Below are 21,846 nucleotides of genomic sequence, written 5' to 3' on the forward strand. Positions count from 1 at the left end.
TAAATAATCTATGGATGCGACAGGAATGTCCCTGTTGTGCCAAGCGCAAGGACTCCAATAACATGGACTTAAATGAATACCCGTACAACGCGCTCTCGGTGACTTTTAATGTGACCGAATGCATGAACCGCCTAAAGCAAGTGATTAACGCAAGAACAATTAAAGAAGTGGTACATTGGCTAGGTGTTAGTTATTGCCACTATAAAAACTGGAAGCACCGGAAAATTATTCCGTTCAATTTGATCGTTCCAAAACTATTGCTTGCTGGCTATTCGATAGATTGGCTATTTGCACCCGGGATTAAATTATTTTATCCGAAACCCTTGTTGACTGATCCCAAACAACCTGCCCAAGTGCATGAACTACAGCAGCAATATCGGTTTTATATGAAGGCAATGCAAAAAATTGACCCGCTGCTACAAAGCAATCATTTAAAAAATATCGACCATAATCGGAAAGAACTGGTGAGTGCCTACTTCCACGCCAATGAAGGCTGGATGAGTTTAGACAGCTCACTCAGTTATATTGCCCGTGCTACTGCTATCGTGCCGATAGCAGAAACACCGCGGCTAACTGGATAATCAGGCTTTTGGTAGACGGATCGCCGGCTCGTCAGCGGGCCGGTAGATAATTTGTGTCTTGCCAATAACCTGCACCTGCTCTGCTTTTGTCTCGGCGACGATGGTTGCCATAATTTGTTGACGCAGCTCACGCTCTTCTTCAGGCACTTTAATCTTAATTAATTCGTGATCGTTCAGCGCTTGTTCTATTTCTGCGATAACACCCTCGGTCAGGCCATTAGCCCCTAAAAGAACTACTGGCTTAAGTGGGTGCGCTTTGCTTTTTAAGAACTGTTTTTGCTTATTCGTTAATGACATTAGATAATACCGTATCGATTGACTTGAATTTTAGCTATTGTAACGCCATCTACCGGTAGCAGGCCAGCAAAACAAAGGGATATCCATAACCATGGGAAAAAAGCGCAGTTCCAGCAGCCGCCGTTGGCTGGATGAGCATTTTAGTGACCATTTTGTGCAGCAAGCACAAAAAAAAGGGTACCGATCACGGGCCGTCTTTAAGCTAGAGGAAATTCAGAAGCGCGACCGTTTGATTAAGAAAGGGCAGACGGTGGTCGATTTAGGTGCCGCTCCGGGCGGTTGGTCACATTATGTGGCCGATTATTTTAACGGTGACGGGCAGGTTATTGCGTGTGATATTTTACCGATGGACCCAATCGCCGGCGTCGATTTTTTACAGGGCGACTTTCGCGAAGAAGCTGTTTTGGACGCGCTACTGACCCGAATTGGCGGAAAAAACGTAGATGTTGTATTGTCCGATATGGCGCCTAATATGAGCGGTAACGGCAATGTTGATCAGCCACGGACCATGTATCTTGTCGAGTTGGCGCTGGATATGTGCCATCAGGTACTGAAACCGGGCGGAGCTTTTGTGGTCAAAGTTTTTCAGGGACAAGGTTTTGAAGAGTTTTTAAAAGAATTAAGAACTGCATTTAAAACGGTTAAGACGCGTAAGCCAGATTCTTCCCGTGCACGATCGAGAGAGGTCTATCTGGTAGCGACAGACTATAAACTATAGTACCCTGTCGAGAAGACTTAAGAATTTATTTTTTACACATAGAGGTAATAGGCTTTGAGCGATATGGCAAAAAATCTCATCTTGTGGCTGGTAATAGCCGTGGTATTGATGAGCGTTTTTCAGAGCTTTAGTCCGGGCGAAACTTCCGGTTCACAGATGGCTTACAGCGAGTTTGTTAGTCAGGTGAATGACGGGAATATTCGACGTGCGGACTTTGGCGAAGACGGGCGCACTATTTCAGGAATGACCAATAATGGTCAAAATTTTAAAACGGTCGTTCCAACCCAGTACGACCCTAAAATTCTTGATGATCTGTTAAGCAATAATGTGCAGACACAAGGGACACCGCCTGAAGAGTCCAGCATTTTAACGTCCATCTTCATTTCGTGGTTCCCAATGCTATTGCTGATTGGTGTATGGATTTTCTTCATGCGTCAAATGCAGGGCGGCGGTGGCCGTGGCGCTATGTCGTTCGGTAAAAGTAAAGCCAAGCTATTAAACGACGAGCAGGTAAGCACGACATTTAAAGACGTGGCTGGCTGTGACGAAGCGAAAGAAGAAGTGGTCGAGTTGGTTGATTACTTAAAAGATCCTTCTAAGTTTCAGCGTCTGGGCGGTAAAATTCCCAAAGGCGTGCTAATGGTAGGACCGCCGGGAACCGGTAAGACGTTATTAGCGAAAGCTATTTCGGGTGAAGCAAAAGTACCGTTCTTTAGTATTTCTGGTTCTGACTTTGTTGAAATGTTTGTCGGTGTGGGTGCATCGCGAGTGCGCGACATGTTCGAACAAGCGAAGAAATCGGCTCCTTGCATCATCTTCATCGATGAGCTCGATGCCGTTGGTCGACAGCGTGGTGCTGGTCTAGGTGGTGGTCACGATGAACGTGAGCAAACACTGAACCAAATGCTGGTCGAGATGGACGGTTTCGAGGGCAATGAAGGTATTATCGTCATCGCTGCGACTAACCGCCCTGACGTGTTAGACCCAGCGTTACTGCGTCCCGGTCGATTTGACCGCCAGGTGGTTGTTGGTTTACCGGATGTCCGTGGTCGTGAGCAAATCCTTAAAGTTCATATGCGTAAAGTACCATTGGCCGACGATGTTAAGCCTGAACTCATTGCGCGCGGTACTCCAGGATTCTCCGGTGCGGATTTGGCCAACCTGGTGAACGAAGCCGCCTTGTTTGCAGCACGTGGGAATAAACGTGTCGTTAGCATGGAAGAGTTTGATAAGGCGAAAGATAAGATCATGATGGGTGCTGAACGCCGGTCAATGGTAATGACCGATGACGAGAAAGCGATGACCGCCTATCACGAAGCGGGCCACGCTATCGTTGGTCGTTTGGTGCCAGAGCATGATCCGGTTTACAAAGTATCGATTATCCCACGCGGTCGTGCGCTGGGGGTAACCATGTACTTACCGGAGCGAGATCGAGTTAGCCATAGCAAACAGCAGCTGGAAAGTATGATTTCAAGTTTGTTTGGCGGTCGTTTGGCGGAGCAAATTATCTACGGTGCCGATAAAGTGACCACAGGAGCTTCGAATGATATCGAGAGAGCGACGGAGATCGCTCGCAAAATGGTCACTCAATGGGGCTTGTCGGACAAAATGGGGCCGTTACTGTATGCAGAAGACGAAAACGAAGTTTTCCTTGGACGTTCTGTAACGCAGCATAAGCATATGTCAGACGATACAGCGCGTGCAATCGATGAAGAGGTGAAGTCAGTCATTGATGGTAACTATCAGCGAGCTAAGAAAATTTTGGAAGAAAACGTTGATATCTTGCACTCGATGAAAGATGCGTTAATGAAATATGAAACTATTGACGCTGAGCAAATCGACGACTTGATGAACCGCAGAGACGTGCGCCAGCCAAAAGACTGGGATAAGTCGAACGATGACGGCGGCGATGCCGATGGGGGCTCAGCAAAAGCTGACACCACAGAGGAACGTCCCGAGCGTCCGATTAAGACCGATAATCCGGGTGATGCAACGTCCTGATTAACTGATTAAAAAAACCGCCGATGGCGGTTTTTTTTTGAGAGTCGATAAAAATAATTATCAAGGGAGCTGATTAATGAGCAAAAACACACATCCATTAAAAGTAATGGGAATTATTAACGTAACTCCTGATTCATTTAGTGATGGTGGCCAGTTTAATACGCTGGAGCGAGCGCTGGAGCAAGCGGCTCAACTGGTCGCTGAAGGTGCCGACATGCTGGATATTGGCGGCGAGTCTACTCGTCCGGGCGCTGATGCGGTAGCGACGGAAGAGGAATTGGAACGGGTGGTGCCGGTGGTTGAAGCCATCAAGCAACGATTTGATGTTGAGGTATCGGTAGACACCAGTAAAGCTGAGGTTATGCGAGCCAGCATTAGTGCCGGCGCCGATATGATCAATGACGTGTGTGCGTTGCAACAACCTGGCGCGTTGCAGGCGGTCGCTGATAGCTCTGTTGAATTGTGCCTGATGCATATGCAGGGGGAGCCTCGTACGATGCAGCATGAACCGCGTTATGACGATGTGGTCTGTGATGTAAAAGCGTTCTTGCAGCAACGAGTTGCTGCTTGTGAGGCAGCGGGTATTGATCGTCAGCGACTATGGCTGGATCCTGGCTTCGGCTTTGGCAAGTCGATGCGGCACAATTATCAGATGTTGCAACGGTTACAAGCATTTCACGAATTACAACTACCGTTACTAATTGGCTTGTCGCGCAAGTCAATGATTGGTCATGTGACGGGCCGCGAGGTTGGCGAGAGGGTTGCCGGCAGTATTGCCGGAGCGACTATTGCAGCGTTAAAAGGAGCGCGTATAATTCGGGTGCATGATGTTAAACAGACCGTCGACGCGATGCGCGTTGTTGCAGCCACCCTCGAGGGAGATTATTTGTGAGTGAAAGGAAGTACTTTGGAACGGATGGGGTAAGAGGTCGGGTTGGTGACTTCCCGATAACGCCAGAATTTGCAGTAAAACTAGGTTGGGCTGCGGGTCGTGTGTTAGCCGCTAAAGGAACACGTAAGGTACTAGTCGGAAAAGACACCCGTATTAGTGGTTATATGCTGGAATCTGCTTTAGAAGCGGGTTTGGCAGCGGCTGGCGTCAATGTTGATTTTTTGGGGCCCATGCCGACCCCCGGTATTGCCTATTTAACCCGTACATTTAGAGCGGCCGCCGGTATAGTCATCAGTGCGTCGCACAATCCTTATTACGATAACGGTATAAAATTTTTTGCCGACAACGGGCATAAACTGCCTGATGCAACCGAGCTGGAAATAGAGCGGCTGCTTGATCAACCGATGGATTGCGTAAGCTCTGAATACTTAGGTCGCGCGAATCGCATCGAAGATGCAGCAGGGCGCTATATTGAATTTTGTAAAAGTGTGTTCCCGTCTGAATTATCGCTGCAGGGTTTGCATATTGTGGTCGACTGCGCTCACGGTGCTACCTACCACATTGCGCCGAACGTATTACGCGAATTGGGCGCCAGAGTCACTGAAATTGGCACCAAGCCGGATGGTTTAAATATCAATAAAGAGTGTGGTGCTACACATCTTGACGCGTTAACTGAGACCGTGTTGCAGGAAAAAGCTGATTGCGGCCTGGCACTGGACGGCGATGGTGACCGAATTATGATGGTGACCGGCAAAGGACGTGTTATCGATGGTGATGAAATTCTTTATATTCTGGCGGTTACAGCACAGCAACAAGGGCAATTACAAGGTGGCTTAGTGGGAACCTTAATGACCAATTTCGCATTGGAAAAAGAATGTGAGAGCCGCAATATTCCATTTGTCCGCGCGAAAGTTGGTGACCGCTACGTGATTGAAGAGTTGAAAAAGCGCGACTGGTTTATTGGCGGCGAAAATTCCGGACATGTGATCAACCGTCAGTATCACACTACCGGAGATGGTATTATTGCAGGCTTGCAAGTATTGGCGGCAATGCAGTCAGAAGGAAAATCACTGCATCAATTAATCAGTCCGTTTACCAAGCTACCGCAAGTGCTAATCAATGTTCGTTTTAACGCGGGCGAAAACCCACTGGCTGCCGATACGGTCAAAAGTGTTGTCAGCGAAGTCGAGAAAGCGCTGGCGGGCAAAGGTCGCGTGTTATTGCGCAAGTCTGGTACCGAGCCATTAATTAGAGTGATGGTTGAAGGCGAGGATGAGAAGGTCGTTCGCACTTTTGCGCAGCAAATTGCTAACGAAGTCGAAGCGGCTACTAATTAGTCAATTAAGAGCGGTGCCGGTAATTGCAACTTGTAAGTTGACGTTGCTTCGGCTACTATTCCCGCCGCTCTAACGATAGGAGTTGCTATGGCCAATGCATCACTAGTTATTGGTAACTGGAAAATGAACGGAAATGCCGCGTTAACCCGCTCAATGACAGCAGCGTTACGTGAGCAACAAGAACCAACAGCAAATGTTAAGGTTGTTGTCTGTCCTCCGTTCACATTGCTTGGTGAATTAACCCGTCATTGCTATTACGACAATATTGCGGTCGGTGCACAGAATGTGAATGCCCATAACAATGGTGCGCACACCGGCGAAATTTCGTTAGCAATGTTGCAAGAGCTTGGTGTTGAATACGTTATCGTTGGTCATTCTGAGCGTCGAGCTATGTACGCAGAAGACAACGCGGCTATTGCTGCAAAAGTTACCGCAGTTACAGCAGCAGGACTGACAGCTGTTCTGTGCGTTGGCGAAGACAAAGAACAACGTAATAACGACCAGACCTGGTCAGTGATTGAACAACAGTTGAGTGCCGCTTGTAATGAATTATCGCGGCAACAGGCCAGTAAGCTCGTTGTTGCCTACGAGCCGGTTTGGGCGATAGGCACCGGTGAAACAGCAACACCAGAGCAGGCTCAGCAGGTTCACAGTAAGATTCGTGGCTGGTTAAAGCAGCAGTTTGATGCAGTCGGCGACGAAACAGAAATACTTTACGGCGGCTCTGTAAAAGCGGATAATGCCGCCGAATTATTCGCACAACAAGACATTGATGGTGGTTTGATCGGTGGCGCAAGTCTAAAAGAACAAGACTTTGTCGCTATTGTTCAAGCAGCACAAGGGTAAGTTAATTATGTATGAAGTGTTATTAGTCGCCTTTTTAGTTGTCTCCATTGTATTGATTGGATTTATTTTAATTCAACAAGGCAAAGGTGCCGATATGGGCGCGTCTTTTGGCTCGGGCGCTTCGAATACCGTGTTTGGTTCTTCAGGCTCTGGTAACTTTCTTAGCCGCACAACCGCAGCACTAGCGGTGGTATTTTTTATCCTGAGTTTAATTTTGGGTAACTTATCCACCTCGGTATCTGATTCCGAAGAAGATTTCTCGGACTTAACGGTTCCTGCAGAAGAACAGGCTCAGACTCCGGCAGAAGAAGATAAATCGGAATCTGAAGTGCCGCCGACTAATTAATCGCGGTCAGTTGATAATAAAAAATATTGCGGATGTGGTGGAATTGGTAGACACGCTATCTTGAGGGGGTAGTGCTTTCGGGCGTGCGGGTTCAAGTCCCGCCATCCGCACCAAGTTTCGTGCTTTAGCACTTGAAAAAGATAAGAAAATCCTTATAATATCTAGCAAGTTTCGGACGCGGGGTGGAGCAGTCTGGTAGCTCGTCGGGCTCATAACCCGAAGGTCGTAGGTTCAAATCCTGCCCCCGCAACCAATTTTGGCAGTAGCGTTTAGCATTGGCGGCGCTTTTGTTAAAATGACTGACAAAGGGTCCAGTGTTTTAAAAGCCCCGCAGCAGCTCGGGGCTTTTTGCTATGTGACCTTAGCTACCCTCGGGGGTAGCCAGAACACTGGGCGCTTGCGCCCTTTTTTTGTTTCAGGAGGCAGTTTGGCAAGTTTACAAGAGCGGTTAACCGACATTATTCGTCCCGCCGTTGAGGCGCTAGATTACGAGTTGTGGGGTGTAGAGTTTGTCCGTGCGGGCAAGTTCTCAACGCTACGAGTTTATATAGACAGCCCTAATGGCATTGGTGTAGATGACTGCGCTGATGTGAGCTATCAGGTCAGTGCGCTATTGGATGTTGAAGATCCGATTAACGCCGAATATAACCTGGAAGTATCGTCTCCTGGAATGGAGCGTCCGTTTTTTACCGCTGAACAGGCGGTCCCATACGTTGGCGAGACGCTGGCGATGGAACTAACGGTAGCACAACAGAACAAAAGAAAGTTTAAAGGCCAATTGGTCGCAGTAGAAAACAATCAATTGCATTTAAGCGTTGATAACGAAATTCTTCAGGTGAGCATGCGCGATGTAAAAAAAGCTCACTTGGTTCCAACATTTGATTAAAGGATTGCGGTGGCGAGGCAGCACTCATGAGTAAAGAAATACTGTTAGTCGCAGAAGCGGTGTCAAACGAAAAAGCGGTACCGCGAGAGAAGATTTTTGAAGCGTTGGAGTCGGCTCTTGCGCATGCAACCAAAAAGAAATACGACGGTGATATTGATGTACGCATTGATATCGACCGCCAAACTGGTGAATTCGATACCTACCGTCGTTGGGTAGTTGTGGCAGATACGGATGAAGGTCTTGAACATCCTTATCGCGAAATTAGCTTATCGGCGGCTCAATACGAAGACGCTAATAAACAGATAGGCGATTTTGTTGAAGAACAAATTGAATCGATTCAGTTTGATCGGATTACCACGCAAACCGCTAAGCAAGTTATTGTGCAGAAGGTACGCGAAGCCGAACGCGCGCAAGTGGTCGACGAATACCGTGACCAAGTGGGCGAAATGGTTAGCGGCATCGTCAAGCGGGCGAATCGCGAACACGTTATTCTCGACCTTGGTAATAACGCCGAAGCGATAATTTATCGTGAAGAAATGTTGCCACGTGAATCAGTACGCCCGGGCGATCGTGTCCGCGGTTTGTTGTATGATGTGCGCCCGGAAGCGCGCGGTGCACAGTTATTTGTTAGCCGTACGCATCCAGAGTTTCTGCTTGAACTGTTTCGTATCGAAGTGCCGGAGATCGGCGAAGAAATGATTGAGCTGAAAGGCGCAGCTCGGGATCCTGGTTCACGCGCAAAAATTGCTGTTAAAAGTAATGACCGCCGTATCGATCCAGTCGGCGCTTGTGTCGGTATGCGGGGAGCAAGGGTTCAGGCGGTATCTGGAGAGCTTGGCGGCGAACGTGTCGATATCGTGTTATGGGATGATAACGCAGCACAGTTTGTGATTAATGCGATGGCACCGGCTGAGGTCGCCTCAATTGTTGTCGACGAAGATGCCCACACGATGGATATCGCCGTCGAAGCCGATAACCTGGCTCAGGCAATTGGTAAAAGTGGCCAAAACGTTCGTTTAGCCAGTCAGTTGAGTGGTTGGACACTTAACGTGATGACGGTTGATGAGTTTAATGAAAAAAATGAAGCCGAAGCGCAGCGTTTATTAAACCTATTTATGACCAACTTAGATATTGATGAAGACTTCGCCAGTGTACTGGTCGATGAAGGCTTTTCATCAATGGAAGAAGTGGCTTACGTACCGGTGGCTGAATTCCTTGAAATTGAAGGAATGGATGAAGATATGGTGGAAGAACTGCGCGGCCGAGCTCGTGCTTACTTAACCACAAAAGCGCTGGCCGATGAGGAATCACTCGAGTCAGCAGAACCGGATGAATCATTATTGAACCTGGAAGGTATGGATCGCCACCTGGCTTATGTATTAGCCAGTAAGGGCGTAGCAACGCTGGAAAACTTGGCCGAACAGGGTATTGATGATTTGGCCGATATAGAACAGCTGGATGAACAGCAAGCTGGCGAATTGATCATGAAAGCCCGCAATATTTGCTGGTTCAGCGAAGAACAGTAACGATCAGCGGAGGTACAACAGACTATGGAAGAAGTAACGCTCGATAAGCTGGCCAAAGATGTCGGTACAACAGTTGATCGTCTGATTCAGCAGTTTGCTGAAGCGGGCATGAAAAAACAACCGGGTGACGTGGTAACAGAAGATGAAAAGCAGTCGTTGTTGGCGCACCTGAACAAACAGCACGGCGGTGGCGGTTCAGGACCGAGCAAAATGACCTTAAAACGTAAAACGAAAAGCACGTTGAACGTTGGTGGTAGCGGCAGTAAGTCGGTACAGGTCGAGGTCCGTAAGAAACGCACATACGTAAAACGCTCTGCAGCTGAAGAAGAGCAGCGCCAGGAAGAAGAGCGTCTGCAAGCTGAACAGGAAGCGGCAGAAGCTAAGCGCCTTGAGGAAGAAAAGCAGCGCGAAGAGCAGCAACGCAAAGAAGCTGAAGCGAAAGCGAAGCTCGAACGCGAGAAGGCCGAAAAAGAAAAGGCTGAGAAAGAAAAAGCTCGCAAGGAAAAAGAAAAGGCTCGTCAGAAAGCTGAAGCTGAAAAGCGCGCAGCAATGACGCCTGAAGAGCGTGCCGAAGCTGATAAAGCCAAGGAAGAAGCCGATAAACTTAAGCGTCAGCAGGAACAAGAAGCCCGTAAAAAGGCCGAAGAAGAAGCTGAACGTCAGGCGGAAGAAGCTCGTAAACTTGCGGAAGAAAATGCCAAGCGTTGGGAAGAAGAAGAGAAGAAACGGAAAGAACAGGAAAAAGAAGATGTTCATTTCACGACTTCTTCAACTGCTCAAGAAGCTGAAGACGCACAAGATTTCGACGAAGAACGCAAAAGTCGGCGTCGTAGCAAGAAAAGTCGCCGTAAAGAGGAAGAAGCGGAAGAGCGCACACCGCGTCGTGATAAACGCCGCAAAGGGCGTCGTCCTTCGACCTTGCAACAGGGCTTTAATAAACCAGCGCAACCGGTTGAACGCGAAGTCAGAATTGGCGAAACCATTAGCGTCGGTGAATTGGCAAGCCGCATGGCGGTAAAAGCCAGTGACTTGATTAAGACGATGATGAAAATGGGTGAAATGGTTACTATTAACCAGATCCTCGATCAAGAAACAGCATCGCTGGTGGTTGAAGAGCTAGGACATAAGGCGGTTGTCGTTAAAGATAACGCGCTGGAAGAAGAAGTTCTTTCGGATCGCTCTGAAGGCGGCGAAGAGTCTCCTCGTGCACCGGTTGTTACGGTTATGGGTCACGTTGACCATGGTAAAACGTCGTTATTGGACCACATTCGTAAAGCTAAGGTTGCTTCTGGCGAAGCCGGTGGTATTACTCAGCATATTGGTGCATACCACGTAGAAACTGACCAAGGTATGGTGACGTTCCTGGATACGCCTGGACACGCAGCCTTTACCTCGATGCGTGCTCGTGGCGCCGGTGCTACCGATGTGGTTATTTTGGTGGTTGCTGCCGACGATGGTGTCATGCCGCAAACAAAAGAAGCGGTTCAACACGCGAAGGCTGCCGGTGTGCCGATTATCGTAGCCATTAATAAAATGGATAAAGAAGGCGCTGATCCTGACCGCGTTAAAAACGAGCTGGCTCAGCACGATGTTATCCCGGAAGATTGGGGTGGCGAGGTTATCTTTGTACCAGTATCGGCACATTCCGGTATGGGTATCGATGCATTGTTAGAAGCTATCCTGCTTCAGTCAGAAGTTCTTGATTTAAAAGCAGAAAAGACTGGCATGGCATCCGGTATCGTGGTCGAATCACGGCTAGACCGTGGTCGCGGCCCTGTCGCTACTATTCTTGTTCAGCGCGGCTTGCTGAAACAGGGTGACATTGTTCTCTGTGGCCTGGAATACGGTCGTATTCGTGCGATGCGTGACGAAAATGGCAAGGATATTAAACAAGCTGGACCTTCTATCCCGGTAGAAATTTTGGGACTGTCCGGTGTACCGCAGGCGGGTGATGAAGCCACCGTTGTTAAAGACGAACGTAAAGCGCGGGAAGTTGCTAATTATCGTCAGGGTAAATACCGCGATGTGAAATTAGCCAAGCAGCAGAAAGCCAAACTGGAGAACATGTTTGCGAACATGGAAGAAGGTGATGTTTCTGAGTTGAACATCGTGCTTAAGTCTGACGTACAAGGCTCTTTGGAAGCTATTTCCGATGCGTTAACCAAATTGTCTACCGACGAAGTTAAAGTAAATATCATTGGTAGCGGTGTGGGTGGTATTACCGAGACCGACATTTCTTTAGCAAGCGCATCCAATGCAATCGTTGTTGGCTTTAATGTCCGCGCCGAAGCGGCCGCTAAGAAGCTGGTCGAACAAGAAAGCGTGGATCTTCGTTACTACAGCGTCATTTATGACCTGATTGATGAAGTAAAAGCAGCGATGACGGGTATGTTACGACCTGAGTTTAAACAACAGATTATTGGTTTAGCCGAAGTTCGTGACGTGTTTAAGTCACCGAAACTAGGTGCAATCGCGGGCTGTATGGTCACCGAAGGTGTCGTAAAACGTTCTGCTCCAATACGTGTACTGCGCGATAATGTTGTTATTTACGAAGGCGAATTAGAGTCTCTGCGTCGCTACAAAGACGATATCGCAGAAGTTCGCAACGGCATGGAATGTGGTATCGGTGTGAAAAACTATAACGACGTTAAAGAAGGCGACCAAATCGAAGTCTTTGAAACGGTTCAGGTTGAACGCACACTTTAAGCTCGATTATCAAGCAAAGTGCCTTATCCCGGATAGGGCACTTTATTGAACTAAGCAGGAATTCTATGCCTCAAGATTTTAGTCGTACCGAGCGAGTAAGACATCAGCTGCAACGAGAGATAGCGGTTATTTTGCAACGCGAAGTGAAAGATCCTCGCGTTAGCATGGTGACTGTGTCTGACGTTGAAGTGTCTCGTGATCTTGCCTACGCAAAGGTGTTTGTTACCTTTTTTAATGATGATCAGGAACAAGTAAAGCAGGCCGTTAAAATACTTAACGATGCTGCTGGCTTTATCCGCTCGTTATTAGGAAAACGCATTAAAGCACGAGTTGTGCCGGAACTTAAGTTTCATCATGACGAGTCGCTGAATGAGGGGATTCGGATGAGCCGCTTGGTAGACGAAGCGCGCAAGCGCGATCGCAACGATTCATCAGAGGATTAAGCCATGGCCAAAGCTCGACCCCGCAAAGGGCGTCCTGTTAATGGTGTGGTATTGTTGAATAAACCGAAGGGCATGAGTTCAAATCATGCCCTTCAGCGTGTTAAGCGCTTGTACAATGCCCAAAAAGCAGGTCACACCGGAGCACTGGATCCACTGGCAACTGGGTTATTACCGGTTTGTCTGGGGGAAGCAACTAAGTTTTCTCAATATTTGTTAGACGCTGATAAAGCTTATCGGGTTGTCGCCGAGCTCGGTGTACGCACCACGACTAGTGATGCGGAAGGCGAAGTGGTAGAGACTGCAAATGTGGCGGTGGACGAAAGCCAAATCATTGCACAACTTGACCGTTTTATCGGTGCCCAGCAGCAGAGTCCATCTGTATATTCGGCGTTAAAGCACGAAGGTCGGCCGCTCTATTACTATGCCCGGAGAGGCATCGAAGTGCCGCGAAAAGTTCGTTCTATCACTATTCACTCCATCGAGTTTATCGGTTTTACTGATAATAAGCTTGAGCTGCAGGTGAGTTGTAGTAAAGGTACCTACATTCGCACATTAATTGACGATCTAGGGCAAGCATTGGGGTGTGGTGCCCATGTTAAAGAGTTGCACCGTAATGGCGTAGCTGAGCTTAATACTGAGCACATGCTAAGCCTTGAGCAACTAGAGCAGGACGAGCAGCGGGATGATCAGCTACAGGCGGTCGACTGTTTATTACAAAGTCTGCCAGAACAGCTAATTAGCGTGGCTGAGGCTCGCGACTTACTGCATGGACAGCCGGTACCCAATCGTCAGCCGACAGCGACAGAGGCAGGGCATCAATGCCGCATGGTTTGTCCGCGCAATGGCGATAGCAAAGAATTTATCGGTGTTGGTGCATTGCGTGCGGATAACCAGTTTTGGCCGAAACGTGTGCTGGCACTGGAATTTTGTGACTTTAGCCTGGCTGATTTGAATTAAACGTTGATTTTCTTGCTGTGCGCCTTATAATACGCGCTCTTCTCACCGCTGAATTAGTGATCGGAGGTGGGGTCTATATTCAAACTTAGGAGTTATTATGTCACTAACTGTAGAGCAAAAAGCAGAAATCGTTAAAGAATTCGGCCGTGGCGAGAACGACACCGGTTCTCCAGAAGTGCAAGTAGCACTATTAACGAAAAACCTGGCTGAACTTCAGGACCACTTTAAAGAGCACAAAAAAGACCATCACTCACGTCGTGGTTTGTTGCGCATGGTTAGCCAGCGTCGTAAATTGTTGGACTACCTGAAGAAGAAAGACCAGTCTCGCTATATCGCTATTGTTGAGAAGCTTGGCATCCGTCGTTAATCAGCGGATTTACAGCAGAATTTTAGAAAAGGGCCTTTAGGCCCTTTTTTATTGACTTTTTTCCGTCCTTTTTTCGGCAAGGGGTCTTAATTTTGTGGCTGATGCCTTATACTATGTGGCGAGTAAAAAAAGAGAGAAGACGAGTGCCAATCCGGGTACTCACATTCAGTAAGGTAAAGGAAAGCAAATCGTGAATCCGACAACTAAACAATTTCAGTACGGTCAACATACAGTCACATTAGAAACAGGCGTTATTGCCCGTCAAGCGACGGCAGCAGTTATGGCCAGTATCGACGATACGTCGGTATTAGTTACTGTGGTAGCAAAGAAAGAAGCTAAAGAAGGTCAGTCATTTTTTCCATTAACGGTTAATTACCAGGAAAAAACCTATGCCGCAGGTAAAATTCCCGGTGGCTTCTTTAAGCGAGAAGGTCGCCCCAGCGAAAACGAAACACTAACGTCGCGTCTGATTGACCGTCCAATTCGCCCATTATTCCCTGATGGCTTCATGAACGAAGTACAGGTGGTGGCGACTGTGGTTTCAGTTAACCCACAAATTAACCCCGATATTGTTGCCTTGATTGGTACTTCGGCTGCATTAGCGATATCTGGTGCTCCGTTCGCAGGGCCTATCGGTGCAGCACGCGTTGGTGTCGTTGATAACGAATACGTACTAAACCCAACCGCTGATGAGCTGGCAAACTCTAAATTGGATTTAGTCGTTGCCGGTACTGAACAAGCCGTATTAATGGTCGAGTCCGAAGCGGAACTGCTGTCAGAAGACCAAATGCTTGGTGCAGTCATGTTCGGTCACGAACAAATGCAGTCTGTTATCACTGCTATTAATGAGTTTGCTGCCGAAGCGGGTAAAGAAAAGTGGGACTGGCAAGCTCCTGCTAAAGATCAGTCGCTACAAGAAACAGTCAAGTCATTTGCCGCTGACGGCATCGGTGAGGCTTACAGCATCACTGATAAAATGGAACGTAAAGCGAAGCTTGACCAGGTTAAGCACGCGATGGCTGAGAAGCTAGCAGCAGATAACCAGGACGTTGATCTGGAAGAAGCTGGTGATCTGTTCCACGACTTAGAAAAAGATATCGTCCGTAACCGTATTTTAGCGGGCGAAAAACGCATTGATGGCCGTGACCCGGATATGGTTCGCGCAATCAGCGTAGCGACCGGTGTGTTGCCTCGTACTCACGGTTCAGCATTGTTTACGCGCGGTGAAACTCAGGCACTAGTTACTGCCACTTTAGGTACTGACCGCGATGCGCAGATGATTGACGAGTTAACTGGCACAAACACCAGCCGCTTTATGTTGCATTATAACTTCCCTCCTTACTGTGTTGGTGAGACGGGCATGGTTGGTGCACCAAAACGTCGTGAAATTGGTCATGGGCGATTGGCTAAGCGCGGTATTCAGGCTGTTATGCCTAGCCATGATGAATTTCCATATACCATCCGCGTAGTTTCGGAAATTACCGAGTCTAACGGCTCTAGTTCTATGGCGTCAGTTTGTGGTTCATCGCTGGCATTGATGGATGCTGGTGTACCGATTAAATCATCGGTTGCCGGCATCGCTATGGGCTTGGTTAAAGACGGCGATAAGCACGTTGTACTGTCTGATATTCTAGGTGACGAAGATCATTTAGGTGATATGGACTTTAAAGTAGCGGGTAACACCGATGGTATCACTGCATTGCAGATGGATATTAAAATAGACGGTATTACTCGTGACATCATGGAAAGCGCGTTATCACAAGCAAAAGCGGCACGTTTGCACATCTTGAAAGTTATGGACGAGGCTATCGGTAGTCATCGTGACGAGCTTTCTAGTTATGCTCCTCGTTTCACTACCATTAAAATTGATCAAGATAAGATCAAAGATGTCATCGGTAAAGGCGGCGCGGTCATTCGCGAATTGACAGAGTCGACCAACACCAACATTGAAATTGGTGATGACGGTACTATTAAGGTAGCGGCTAGTGATCAGGCTGATGCGGATGCAGCAATCAAACGTATTAAAGAGTTAACGGCTAATGTTGAAGTTGGCAAGATCTACGAGGGTAAGGTAGCCCGTATTGTTGACTTTGGTGCGTTTGTTACTGTATTGCCGGGTAAAGATGGTCTGGTTCATATTTCGCAAATTGCTGAAGAGCGTGTAAACGACGTTAACGAGTACCTGAAAGTGGGTGATATTGTTCCTGTTAAGGTTCTGGAAATAGACCGTCAGGGTCGTGTACGTCTGAGCATGAAAGAAGCGGTAGAGAAAAAAGAGCAGCCAGAAGTGGCCGCAGAAGAAACTGCTTCAAATGAAACTGATGGTAACGATGAGTAAATAAAACACTCATTACTACCAACAAACCCCGTTGAGTGCTAGCTCAACGGGGTTTTTTTATGGTGTAATAGAGTTTCATTCAAACAAGGATTAATTATGCAGGCACGCCATCTGTTGGTCGTCACTTTAACGTTGGCTGGATTATTAACGGGTTGTTCGTTACAGCAGCCGGCAACACAACCAGCGATGACCCATTTAGTTATCGCCGAGCCGGAACAAGCTGAGTTTCGCTATGAAATAGAACTGGCTAAGTTGAATCAAGTATTAATGCAAGATGACCTTGATGCCGAACAAAAAGGTATGGCCTATTATCGTCGCGGTGCCTTGTACGATGCGTTAGGGTTACGGACCCTGGCACGGATGGATTTTACTCGTGCTATTGATTATCAACCTCGGTTGGCCGACGCCTACAATTTTTTAGGTATTCAGTATACCGAATTGGCAGAATTTGATTATGCCTACGAAGCACTGGACTCAGCGATTGAATTAGATCCAGAGCACCCCTATGCGTTTTTAAATAGAGGTATTGCACAGTACTACGATCATCGTACGAAATACGCAATCGATGACTTCCAGCATCATTTGGCATTGGACCCCTCGGATCCGTATCGTATTTTATGGCTATTTCTTGCTGAGCAGCGAACTGATAAAGAGCTGGCTCGCCAGAATTTATTGAATAATGCAGCAGCAATAGAACCTAATGACTGGGCGCTTGATTTGGTGAATCTGTATGCGGGGAAACTTTCAGAACAAGATTTTTTAGCCGGTATGACCAAAAACTTGCGAGACGATGAAAAACTGACGGAACGTCTATGCGAGGCCTATTTTTATCTGGGTAAATACAAACAAATGTCTGGTCAGTGGGCTCAAGCAGTGAACTACTTTAAATTAGCGCTAACCACTAACGTTTATAATTTTGTTGAGCATCGTTATGCGCAGTTAGAGCTGCAGGATAGTCGGGAGCAGCTGACACAACCATGATTAAATGGGGGCTCGTTGTTATTCTGACCATGCTAATTGGTAGTGATAGCAACTGGACGAGCAACCAGCAACGTTGGTTTGCGAGCTTTGCGGGAGACCCTAAAGCGCAGTTGCAAATAGCCAATCTGTTACCACAACGCAGTGCCAGCTTCTATTGGCGACAACAAGCAGCAACTAACGGCTCGCTTGAAGCTTTAGAGCAACTTAAACGACAGTACCCATCCCAACGCTTGCGTTGGTTAAAGTTAGGCACTGCACTAGGTGACGGTCCGTCTATCTACCAGTATGCGAAATACCAGTTAGATAATGACGGCGTTAGTTGGTCAGACTGGCTTAATAAATGGCACCAACCCGAATACCAACAACCATTAGCCAATTATTTTAAGGTGATAGAGACCTTCATTCGGCCTGATGATACCTGTCATCAGACTATTCCTGTTGTTGCTGCAGCAGCCAGTGAAAAGAGTCATTTTATCGCGCTACTGCAAGAAAGTCTGGAGCTAGGTACACCTCTTGCCAATGGCTGCTTTAAATTTGTAGTAGAAGCCGATTTGCGATGTGAGAGTAAAGGCGGGGAGCGAGCTCATTGCACTGGTGCGGCAGTTAGCCAGTCTCAGCAGCAACAAATTCTGCTAGCAAAGCGGGGTAAAGCTTCGTCAACGCCGAATACTATTATTTTGAGTCGAGATAGTGACGCTAGTGTACTTGCTCATGAGCTGGCTCATTGGTGGGGCTTTGCTGACGAATATGCGATGAGACCGGCGTTGGCTCAGGCTTTTTGTAATGGTCACTATCCGTTTTCGCCAGTCAACTTAGTGATAACCGATACCAAGACTATGACGACTGAACAGCTAAAAAATTTAGCTGATACTTTGCCCTGGAAGGATCAAATAGGTGACTGGCGATCATTAGCCACGAGGCAGAATGATGGGCGTTGGAAACTGGGTAGCCGGGATAAACAGGTTGGACTGTTTCGTGCCAAAACCTGCGATAATGTAGCAGGTGTTACCGCCTGGAAGCCAGTTTCGCAGGTAACTGCTATGGAGAACCACAAGACTAATGTTTGGCCGTTGCTTTATCAGCAATTAATTCAGAATTATAAGGCTAACGCCAATTGAGCCAGTATCAGCACCGGACACAACAGTGCGAAAAACCAGATCAGTGAACGCAGCTTATCAACATTCAGTAGATAAAGAACGTGGTAGAGAACGCGCAGTACGATAAAGGCAATGCTTAATCCGATAGCTTTATCAGTAACCTCGCCGGTGGCGATAACGGCTAAAACTGCCGCCGCGAACAGTGGAAATGCCTCATAGGCGTTATAATGGCCAGCCACAGCTCTTGCACCAACTCCGGTTAATCGCTGCTGTTGCGCCCTTGGGTGTTTATTATCGTAACCCTTATCTCGGTTCTGAAAATAAACCACCGGAGCTTTTGCTAAAATAGGCAAAAGTCCGGCGATTAATAAACACCACAATAAGATACTCATCGAACAGTCTCGCCGGCCGCTTGTAAGTCGGCGTGGTAAGATGAACGTACTAAAGGTCCGCTGGCTATATGGCTAAAGCCCATTTCTACACCTGCCACGCGCAGCTCTTCAAATTCGTCGGGGTGTACATAACGTGCAACTGGAATGTGATGACGGCTGGGCTGTAGGTATTGTCCAATGGTCAGCATATCGCAATCGTGAGCACGCAAGTCCCGCATAACTTCCAGAATTTCTTCTTTAGTTTCACCTAAGCCGACCATCAGGCCTGACTTGGTACGAACATCCGGGCGCGCTTCTTTATATTTTTTCAATAAGTCGAGCGACCATTGATAATTCGCTCCTGGTCGTGCGGCCTTGTATAAACGAGGTACGGTTTCCAGGTTATGGTTAAAGACATCAGGTGCTTCGTCAGCAAGAATGTCTATGGCAACCTGCATCCGCCCCCTAAAGTCTGGAACTAAAATTTCGACTTGAATATTTTCGCTGTAATGGCGAATCTCGCGAACACAGTCGGCGAAGTGTTGGGCACCACCATCGCGCAAATCGTCCCGGTCAACAGAGGTAATTACCACGTATTTGACCTTCATATCGCGAATAGTTTTGCCTAGTTTTTCGGGTTCTTCCGGATCGGGTGCTAAAGGACGCCCGTGGGCAACGTCACAGAATGGGCAACGACGAGTACAGATGTCACCCAAAATCATAAAGCTTGCAGTGCCGTGATTAAAACATTCCGGCAGGTTAGGGCAGGAAGCCTCTTCACACACTGAGTGCAAGCCATGACTGCGCATAGCGTCTTTAATTTCATCAATACGCTGGGTGTTAGAAGGTAACTTAACTTTTAGCCACGATGGTTTGCGCAACATCTGGTCACGTTCGGTCGGCACGATTTGTACCGGAATTAATGCCATTTTGTCGGCATCACGCATTTTGACACCGGGTTCGACTCTAACTGGCTTTGACATAATCTTTTGCGAGTCCTGTTTGGAATTGAGTATTTTGGTAGCCAATGTTTTTGACAAAATGATTAACTACCACCTCGGATGCTTCGGCAAGGTCGTTAGGCCCGCCGAGATCGCAAGTTTGCACCATTTTAATACCGGTTAGCCCACATGGGTTAATACGCGAAAATGGTTCCATATCCATATTGACGTTTAGCGCCAGGCCATGGAATGAGCAGCCCCGGCGAATCCTTAGTCCTAGCGAGCAGACTTTGTCGCCGTTTACGTATACACCGGGCGCATCGCGGCGTGCGTTGGCCTGAACTCGATAGTCCGCCAACATATCAACAACCGTGTTTTCAATACTATTGACGAGTTGTCGTACGCCCATGCTTAAACGTCGAATATCCAAGAGAAAATAAATCACCAGCTGACCGGGTCCGTGGTAGGTAACCTGACCACCCCTATCAACGGGTACTACCGGGATATCGCCGGGAGCAAGAAGATGCTCTTGTTTACCCGCCTGACCTTGTGTAAAGACCGGTTGATGTTCAACTATCCATAACTCATCGACCGAATCCGCTGTGCGGCGGTCGGTAAAGTCCTGCATGGCATGCCATACAGGCTCGTATTCTTGTCGGCCTAAGTGGCGAATAATGAGCTGGTCCGTCATGGGAACAGTATATCCTATTCAACGGTGAGGCGGCTAGAGCTGAGTTAGGCTCTAGCGTTATAAGACATAGCGAACATCGTCTATATCAGATAATGAGCGATATAAAATTTCGATATGTTGTTGGCTTTCCACTTTGACCGAAACGGACACAGAGTGATAATTGCCTTTGCTGCTGGGCTTTACTGACGGACTATAGTCGTCAGGCGCATGTTGCTGTAGCACAGCCACTACCTGTTCCGGTAATGTGGGGGTCGCTACCCCCATCACTTTAAAGGTAAAATGACACGGAAAATCAACTAACTCGTCAAAGCGTGTTGTTTGCATTTCTCAATACCTCATTCTTCTGAGAATTTACGCTTAATATAGTCCATCGCTTGTTTGAACAACCCACCTTCTTCAACCGCTTGTAAGGTTACCAAAGGAAATGAAGCGACATCTTCGCCGGCTAACTGTAGATAAACGGTTCCTACGTTTTCACCTTGTGCCAGCGGTGCTTGTAATTCTTCATTCAATTCAAAATTGGCGTTTAACTTATCGCGTTGGCCTTTAGGTAGAGTGATAACAACATCTTCACTAATACCTAGCTCAACTTGATCAATATCGCCACCCCAAATGCGGTGCGAGACAAAACTTTCACCCGCGTTATAAGCGGTGACGGTTTCAAAATAACGGAACCCATAATTAAGCAGCTTTTTGCTTTCAATTTTTCGCGCTTGTTCGCTGTTTGTGCCCATAACGACTGCGATAAGGCGTGTACCATCTTCGTGGGCAGAAGAGACCAGGCTATAACCGGCTTCGTTGGTATGCCCGGTTTTAATGCCGTCGACATTCATGCTGCGATCCCATAACAGCGAATTGCGGTTGTATTGCTTAATGTTGTTATAGGTAAAAGATTTCTGAGCGTATAGCTCATATTCTTCTGGCGTCTCATCGATCAAAGCACTTGCCAACGTCGCCATATCCCGCGCTGATACGTATTGGTCCGGATCGGGTAAACCATGACTATTAGCGAAATGGCTATTAGTCATACCCAGTTCCTCAGCATAGGTATTCATTAAGGAAGCAAATGCATCTTCACTGCCGGCAATATGTTCGGCCATAGCAACACAGGCATCGTTGCCCGATGAAATGATAATGCCTTTGTTTAAATCAGCAACGCTTACTTGTTTGCCCACTTCAATAAACATTTTAGATGACTCAGGAAAGTTTTTAGCCCATGCATTTTCGCTAATAGTAACTTGGTCGGAAGGGCTGATGCGGCCCTCAATAATTTCTTTACCAATAATGTAGCTGGTCATCATTTTGGTCAGGCTGGCTGGTGGCAGTGACTCATCGGGGTTGCCCTTTGCCAACACTTTACCGGTGGTATGGTCAATTAAGATATAAGCTTTCGCATTAACTGCTGGCGGATCGGGAACAAAAGATTGTGACTGAACCGTGACCGAAAACGTCAAAATGACTAAAGATACTAGAAAAGAAGCTAATTTTTGCATGGTTTTTATCATCGTTTGTATAAGTTCCGAG

22 protein-coding genes and 2 tRNA genes are annotated in these 21,846 nt (G+C 47.4%); 18 read left to right on the plus strand and 6 right to left on the minus strand.

Annotated features, from left to right (window positions below):
• The first annotated feature begins 62 nt into the window (after nucleotides 1-62).
• Nucleotides 63-581, plus strand: a complete 519-nt coding sequence (locus tag CWI81_RS01470) for a hypothetical protein (RefSeq protein ID WP_126783467.1) — start codon at nucleotides 63-65, stop codon at nucleotides 579-581.
• On the opposite strand, the gene yhbY is transcribed toward CWI81_RS01470, so the two are convergent.
• Complete coding sequence (yhbY, locus tag CWI81_RS01475) at nucleotides 582-878, minus strand: ribosome assembly RNA-binding protein YhbY (protein WP_126783468.1); 297 nt, start codon at nucleotides 876-878, stop codon at nucleotides 582-584. It lies immediately after the preceding gene.
• Between the two features lie 91 nt (nucleotides 879-969).
• Here yhbY and rlmE point away from each other — a divergent pair, with 91 nt between their 5' ends.
• The 17 genes from rlmE (at nucleotide 970) to CWI81_RS01560 (ending at nucleotide 18,340) form a co-directional block, all read left to right on the plus strand.
• Nucleotides 970-1,596 (plus strand): 23S rRNA (uridine(2552)-2'-O)-methyltransferase RlmE, encoded by a 627-nt coding sequence (gene rlmE, locus CWI81_RS01480; protein ID WP_126783469.1) that lies wholly within the window; start codon nucleotides 970-972, stop codon nucleotides 1,594-1,596.
• Between the two features lie 54 nt (nucleotides 1,597-1,650).
• A complete protein-coding gene (ftsH, locus tag CWI81_RS01485; RefSeq protein ID WP_126783470.1) occupies nucleotides 1,651-3,597 on the plus strand; it encodes an ATP-dependent zinc metalloprotease FtsH in 1,947 nt (648 codons plus the stop codon).
• A gap of 76 nt (nucleotides 3,598-3,673) precedes the next feature.
• Nucleotides 3,674-4,489 carry a dihydropteroate synthase gene (gene folP, locus CWI81_RS01490; RefSeq protein ID WP_126783471.1) on the plus strand — a complete coding sequence of 272 codons (816 nt, stop codon included), beginning with the start codon at nucleotides 3,674-3,676 and terminating at the stop codon, nucleotides 4,487-4,489.
• On the plus strand, nucleotides 4,486-5,826 hold the full coding sequence (gene glmM, locus CWI81_RS01495) for a phosphoglucosamine mutase (protein WP_126783472.1): 1,341 nt from the start codon (nucleotides 4,486-4,488) through the stop codon (nucleotides 5,824-5,826). Before folP ends, glmM begins: the two co-directional genes overlap by 4 nt.
• Before the next feature lie 87 nt (nucleotides 5,827-5,913).
• On the plus strand, nucleotides 5,914-6,672 hold the full coding sequence (gene tpiA / locus CWI81_RS01500) for a triose-phosphate isomerase (protein ID WP_126783473.1): 759 nt from the start codon (nucleotides 5,914-5,916) through the stop codon (nucleotides 6,670-6,672).
• Nucleotides 6,673-6,679: 7 nt separating this feature from the next.
• Complete coding sequence (gene secG, locus CWI81_RS01505; protein ID WP_126783474.1) at nucleotides 6,680-7,018, plus strand: preprotein translocase subunit SecG; 339 nt, start codon at nucleotides 6,680-6,682, stop codon at nucleotides 7,016-7,018.
• Nucleotides 7,019-7,046: 28 nt separating this feature from the next.
• Nucleotides 7,047-7,131, plus strand: a tRNA-Leu gene (locus CWI81_RS01510).
• A 63-nt stretch (nucleotides 7,132-7,194) separates the two neighbouring features.
• Nucleotides 7,195-7,271 (plus strand) — tRNA-Met (locus CWI81_RS01515).
• 174 nt (nucleotides 7,272-7,445) lie between these two features.
• Nucleotides 7,446-7,904 carry a ribosome maturation factor RimP gene (gene rimP, locus CWI81_RS01520; protein WP_126783475.1) on the plus strand — a complete coding sequence of 153 codons (459 nt, stop codon included), beginning with the start codon at nucleotides 7,446-7,448 and terminating at the stop codon, nucleotides 7,902-7,904.
• Between the two features lie 26 nt (nucleotides 7,905-7,930).
• Nucleotides 7,931-9,430, plus strand: coding sequence for a transcription termination factor NusA (gene nusA, locus CWI81_RS01525; protein ID WP_126783476.1), 1,500 nt, complete (start codon nucleotides 7,931-7,933; stop codon nucleotides 9,428-9,430).
• Between the two features lie 24 nt (nucleotides 9,431-9,454).
• Complete coding sequence (infB, locus tag CWI81_RS01530) at nucleotides 9,455-12,136, plus strand: translation initiation factor IF-2 (RefSeq protein ID WP_126783477.1); 2,682 nt, start codon at nucleotides 9,455-9,457, stop codon at nucleotides 12,134-12,136.
• Nucleotides 12,137-12,201: 65 nt separating this feature from the next.
• Nucleotides 12,202-12,579, plus strand: a complete 378-nt coding sequence (gene rbfA, locus CWI81_RS01535; protein ID WP_126783478.1) for a 30S ribosome-binding factor RbfA — start codon at nucleotides 12,202-12,204, stop codon at nucleotides 12,577-12,579.
• Nucleotides 12,580-12,582: 3 nt separating this feature from the next.
• A complete protein-coding gene (gene truB, locus CWI81_RS01540; RefSeq protein ID WP_126783479.1) occupies nucleotides 12,583-13,536 on the plus strand; it encodes a tRNA pseudouridine(55) synthase TruB in 954 nt (317 codons plus the stop codon).
• A 97-nt stretch (nucleotides 13,537-13,633) separates the two neighbouring features.
• On the plus strand, nucleotides 13,634-13,903 hold the full coding sequence (gene rpsO / locus CWI81_RS01545; protein ID WP_126783480.1) for a 30S ribosomal protein S15: 270 nt from the start codon (nucleotides 13,634-13,636) through the stop codon (nucleotides 13,901-13,903).
• A 190-nt stretch (nucleotides 13,904-14,093) separates the two neighbouring features.
• Entirely contained in the window at nucleotides 14,094-16,241 is a 2,148-nt protein-coding gene (pnp, locus tag CWI81_RS01550; protein ID WP_126783481.1) for a polyribonucleotide nucleotidyltransferase, read from the plus strand.
• Nucleotides 16,242-16,337: 96 nt separating this feature from the next.
• Nucleotides 16,338-17,222, plus strand: coding sequence for a lipoprotein NlpI (gene nlpI, locus CWI81_RS01555; RefSeq protein WP_126783482.1), 885 nt, complete (start codon nucleotides 16,338-16,340; stop codon nucleotides 17,220-17,222).
• Nucleotides 17,219-18,340, plus strand: coding sequence for a hypothetical protein (locus CWI81_RS01560; RefSeq protein ID WP_126783483.1), 1,122 nt, complete (start codon nucleotides 17,219-17,221; stop codon nucleotides 18,338-18,340). Before nlpI ends, CWI81_RS01560 begins: the two co-directional genes overlap by 4 nt.
• Here CWI81_RS01560 and CWI81_RS01565 read toward each other — a convergent pair.
• From CWI81_RS01565 to CWI81_RS01585, 5 genes are read right to left on the minus strand one after another with little or no spacing between them, the layout of a single operon-like run.
• Complete coding sequence (locus CWI81_RS01565; protein ID WP_126783484.1) at nucleotides 18,319-18,711, minus strand: MAPEG family protein; 393 nt, start codon at nucleotides 18,709-18,711, stop codon at nucleotides 18,319-18,321. The two genes, CWI81_RS01560 and CWI81_RS01565, sit on opposite strands and share 22 nt — an antisense overlap.
• Nucleotides 18,708-19,673, minus strand: a complete 966-nt coding sequence (gene lipA / locus CWI81_RS01570; RefSeq protein ID WP_126783485.1) for a lipoyl synthase — start codon at nucleotides 19,671-19,673, stop codon at nucleotides 18,708-18,710. The genes CWI81_RS01565 and lipA overlap by 4 nt, the downstream gene beginning before the upstream one ends.
• Nucleotides 19,657-20,322: a lipoyl(octanoyl) transferase LipB gene (gene lipB, locus CWI81_RS01575; protein ID WP_126783486.1), complete on the minus strand. Its 666-nt coding sequence runs from the start codon at nucleotides 20,320-20,322 to the stop codon at nucleotides 19,657-19,659. The genes lipA and lipB overlap by 17 nt, the downstream gene beginning before the upstream one ends.
• Nucleotides 20,323-20,379: 57 nt before the next feature.
• Complete coding sequence (gene ybeD / locus CWI81_RS01580; RefSeq protein WP_126783487.1) at nucleotides 20,380-20,646, minus strand: DUF493 family protein YbeD; 267 nt, start codon at nucleotides 20,644-20,646, stop codon at nucleotides 20,380-20,382.
• Between the two features lie 11 nt (nucleotides 20,647-20,657).
• Nucleotides 20,658-21,815: a D-alanyl-D-alanine carboxypeptidase family protein gene (locus CWI81_RS01585; protein ID WP_126783488.1), complete on the minus strand. Its 1,158-nt coding sequence runs from the start codon at nucleotides 21,813-21,815 to the stop codon at nucleotides 20,658-20,660.
• Between the last annotated feature and the right edge of the window lie 31 nt (nucleotides 21,816-21,846).

The organism is Idiomarina seosinensis, assembly GCF_003987275.1.
GTDB classification, from domain to species: domain Bacteria; phylum Pseudomonadota; class Gammaproteobacteria; order Enterobacterales; family Alteromonadaceae; genus Idiomarina; species Idiomarina seosinensis.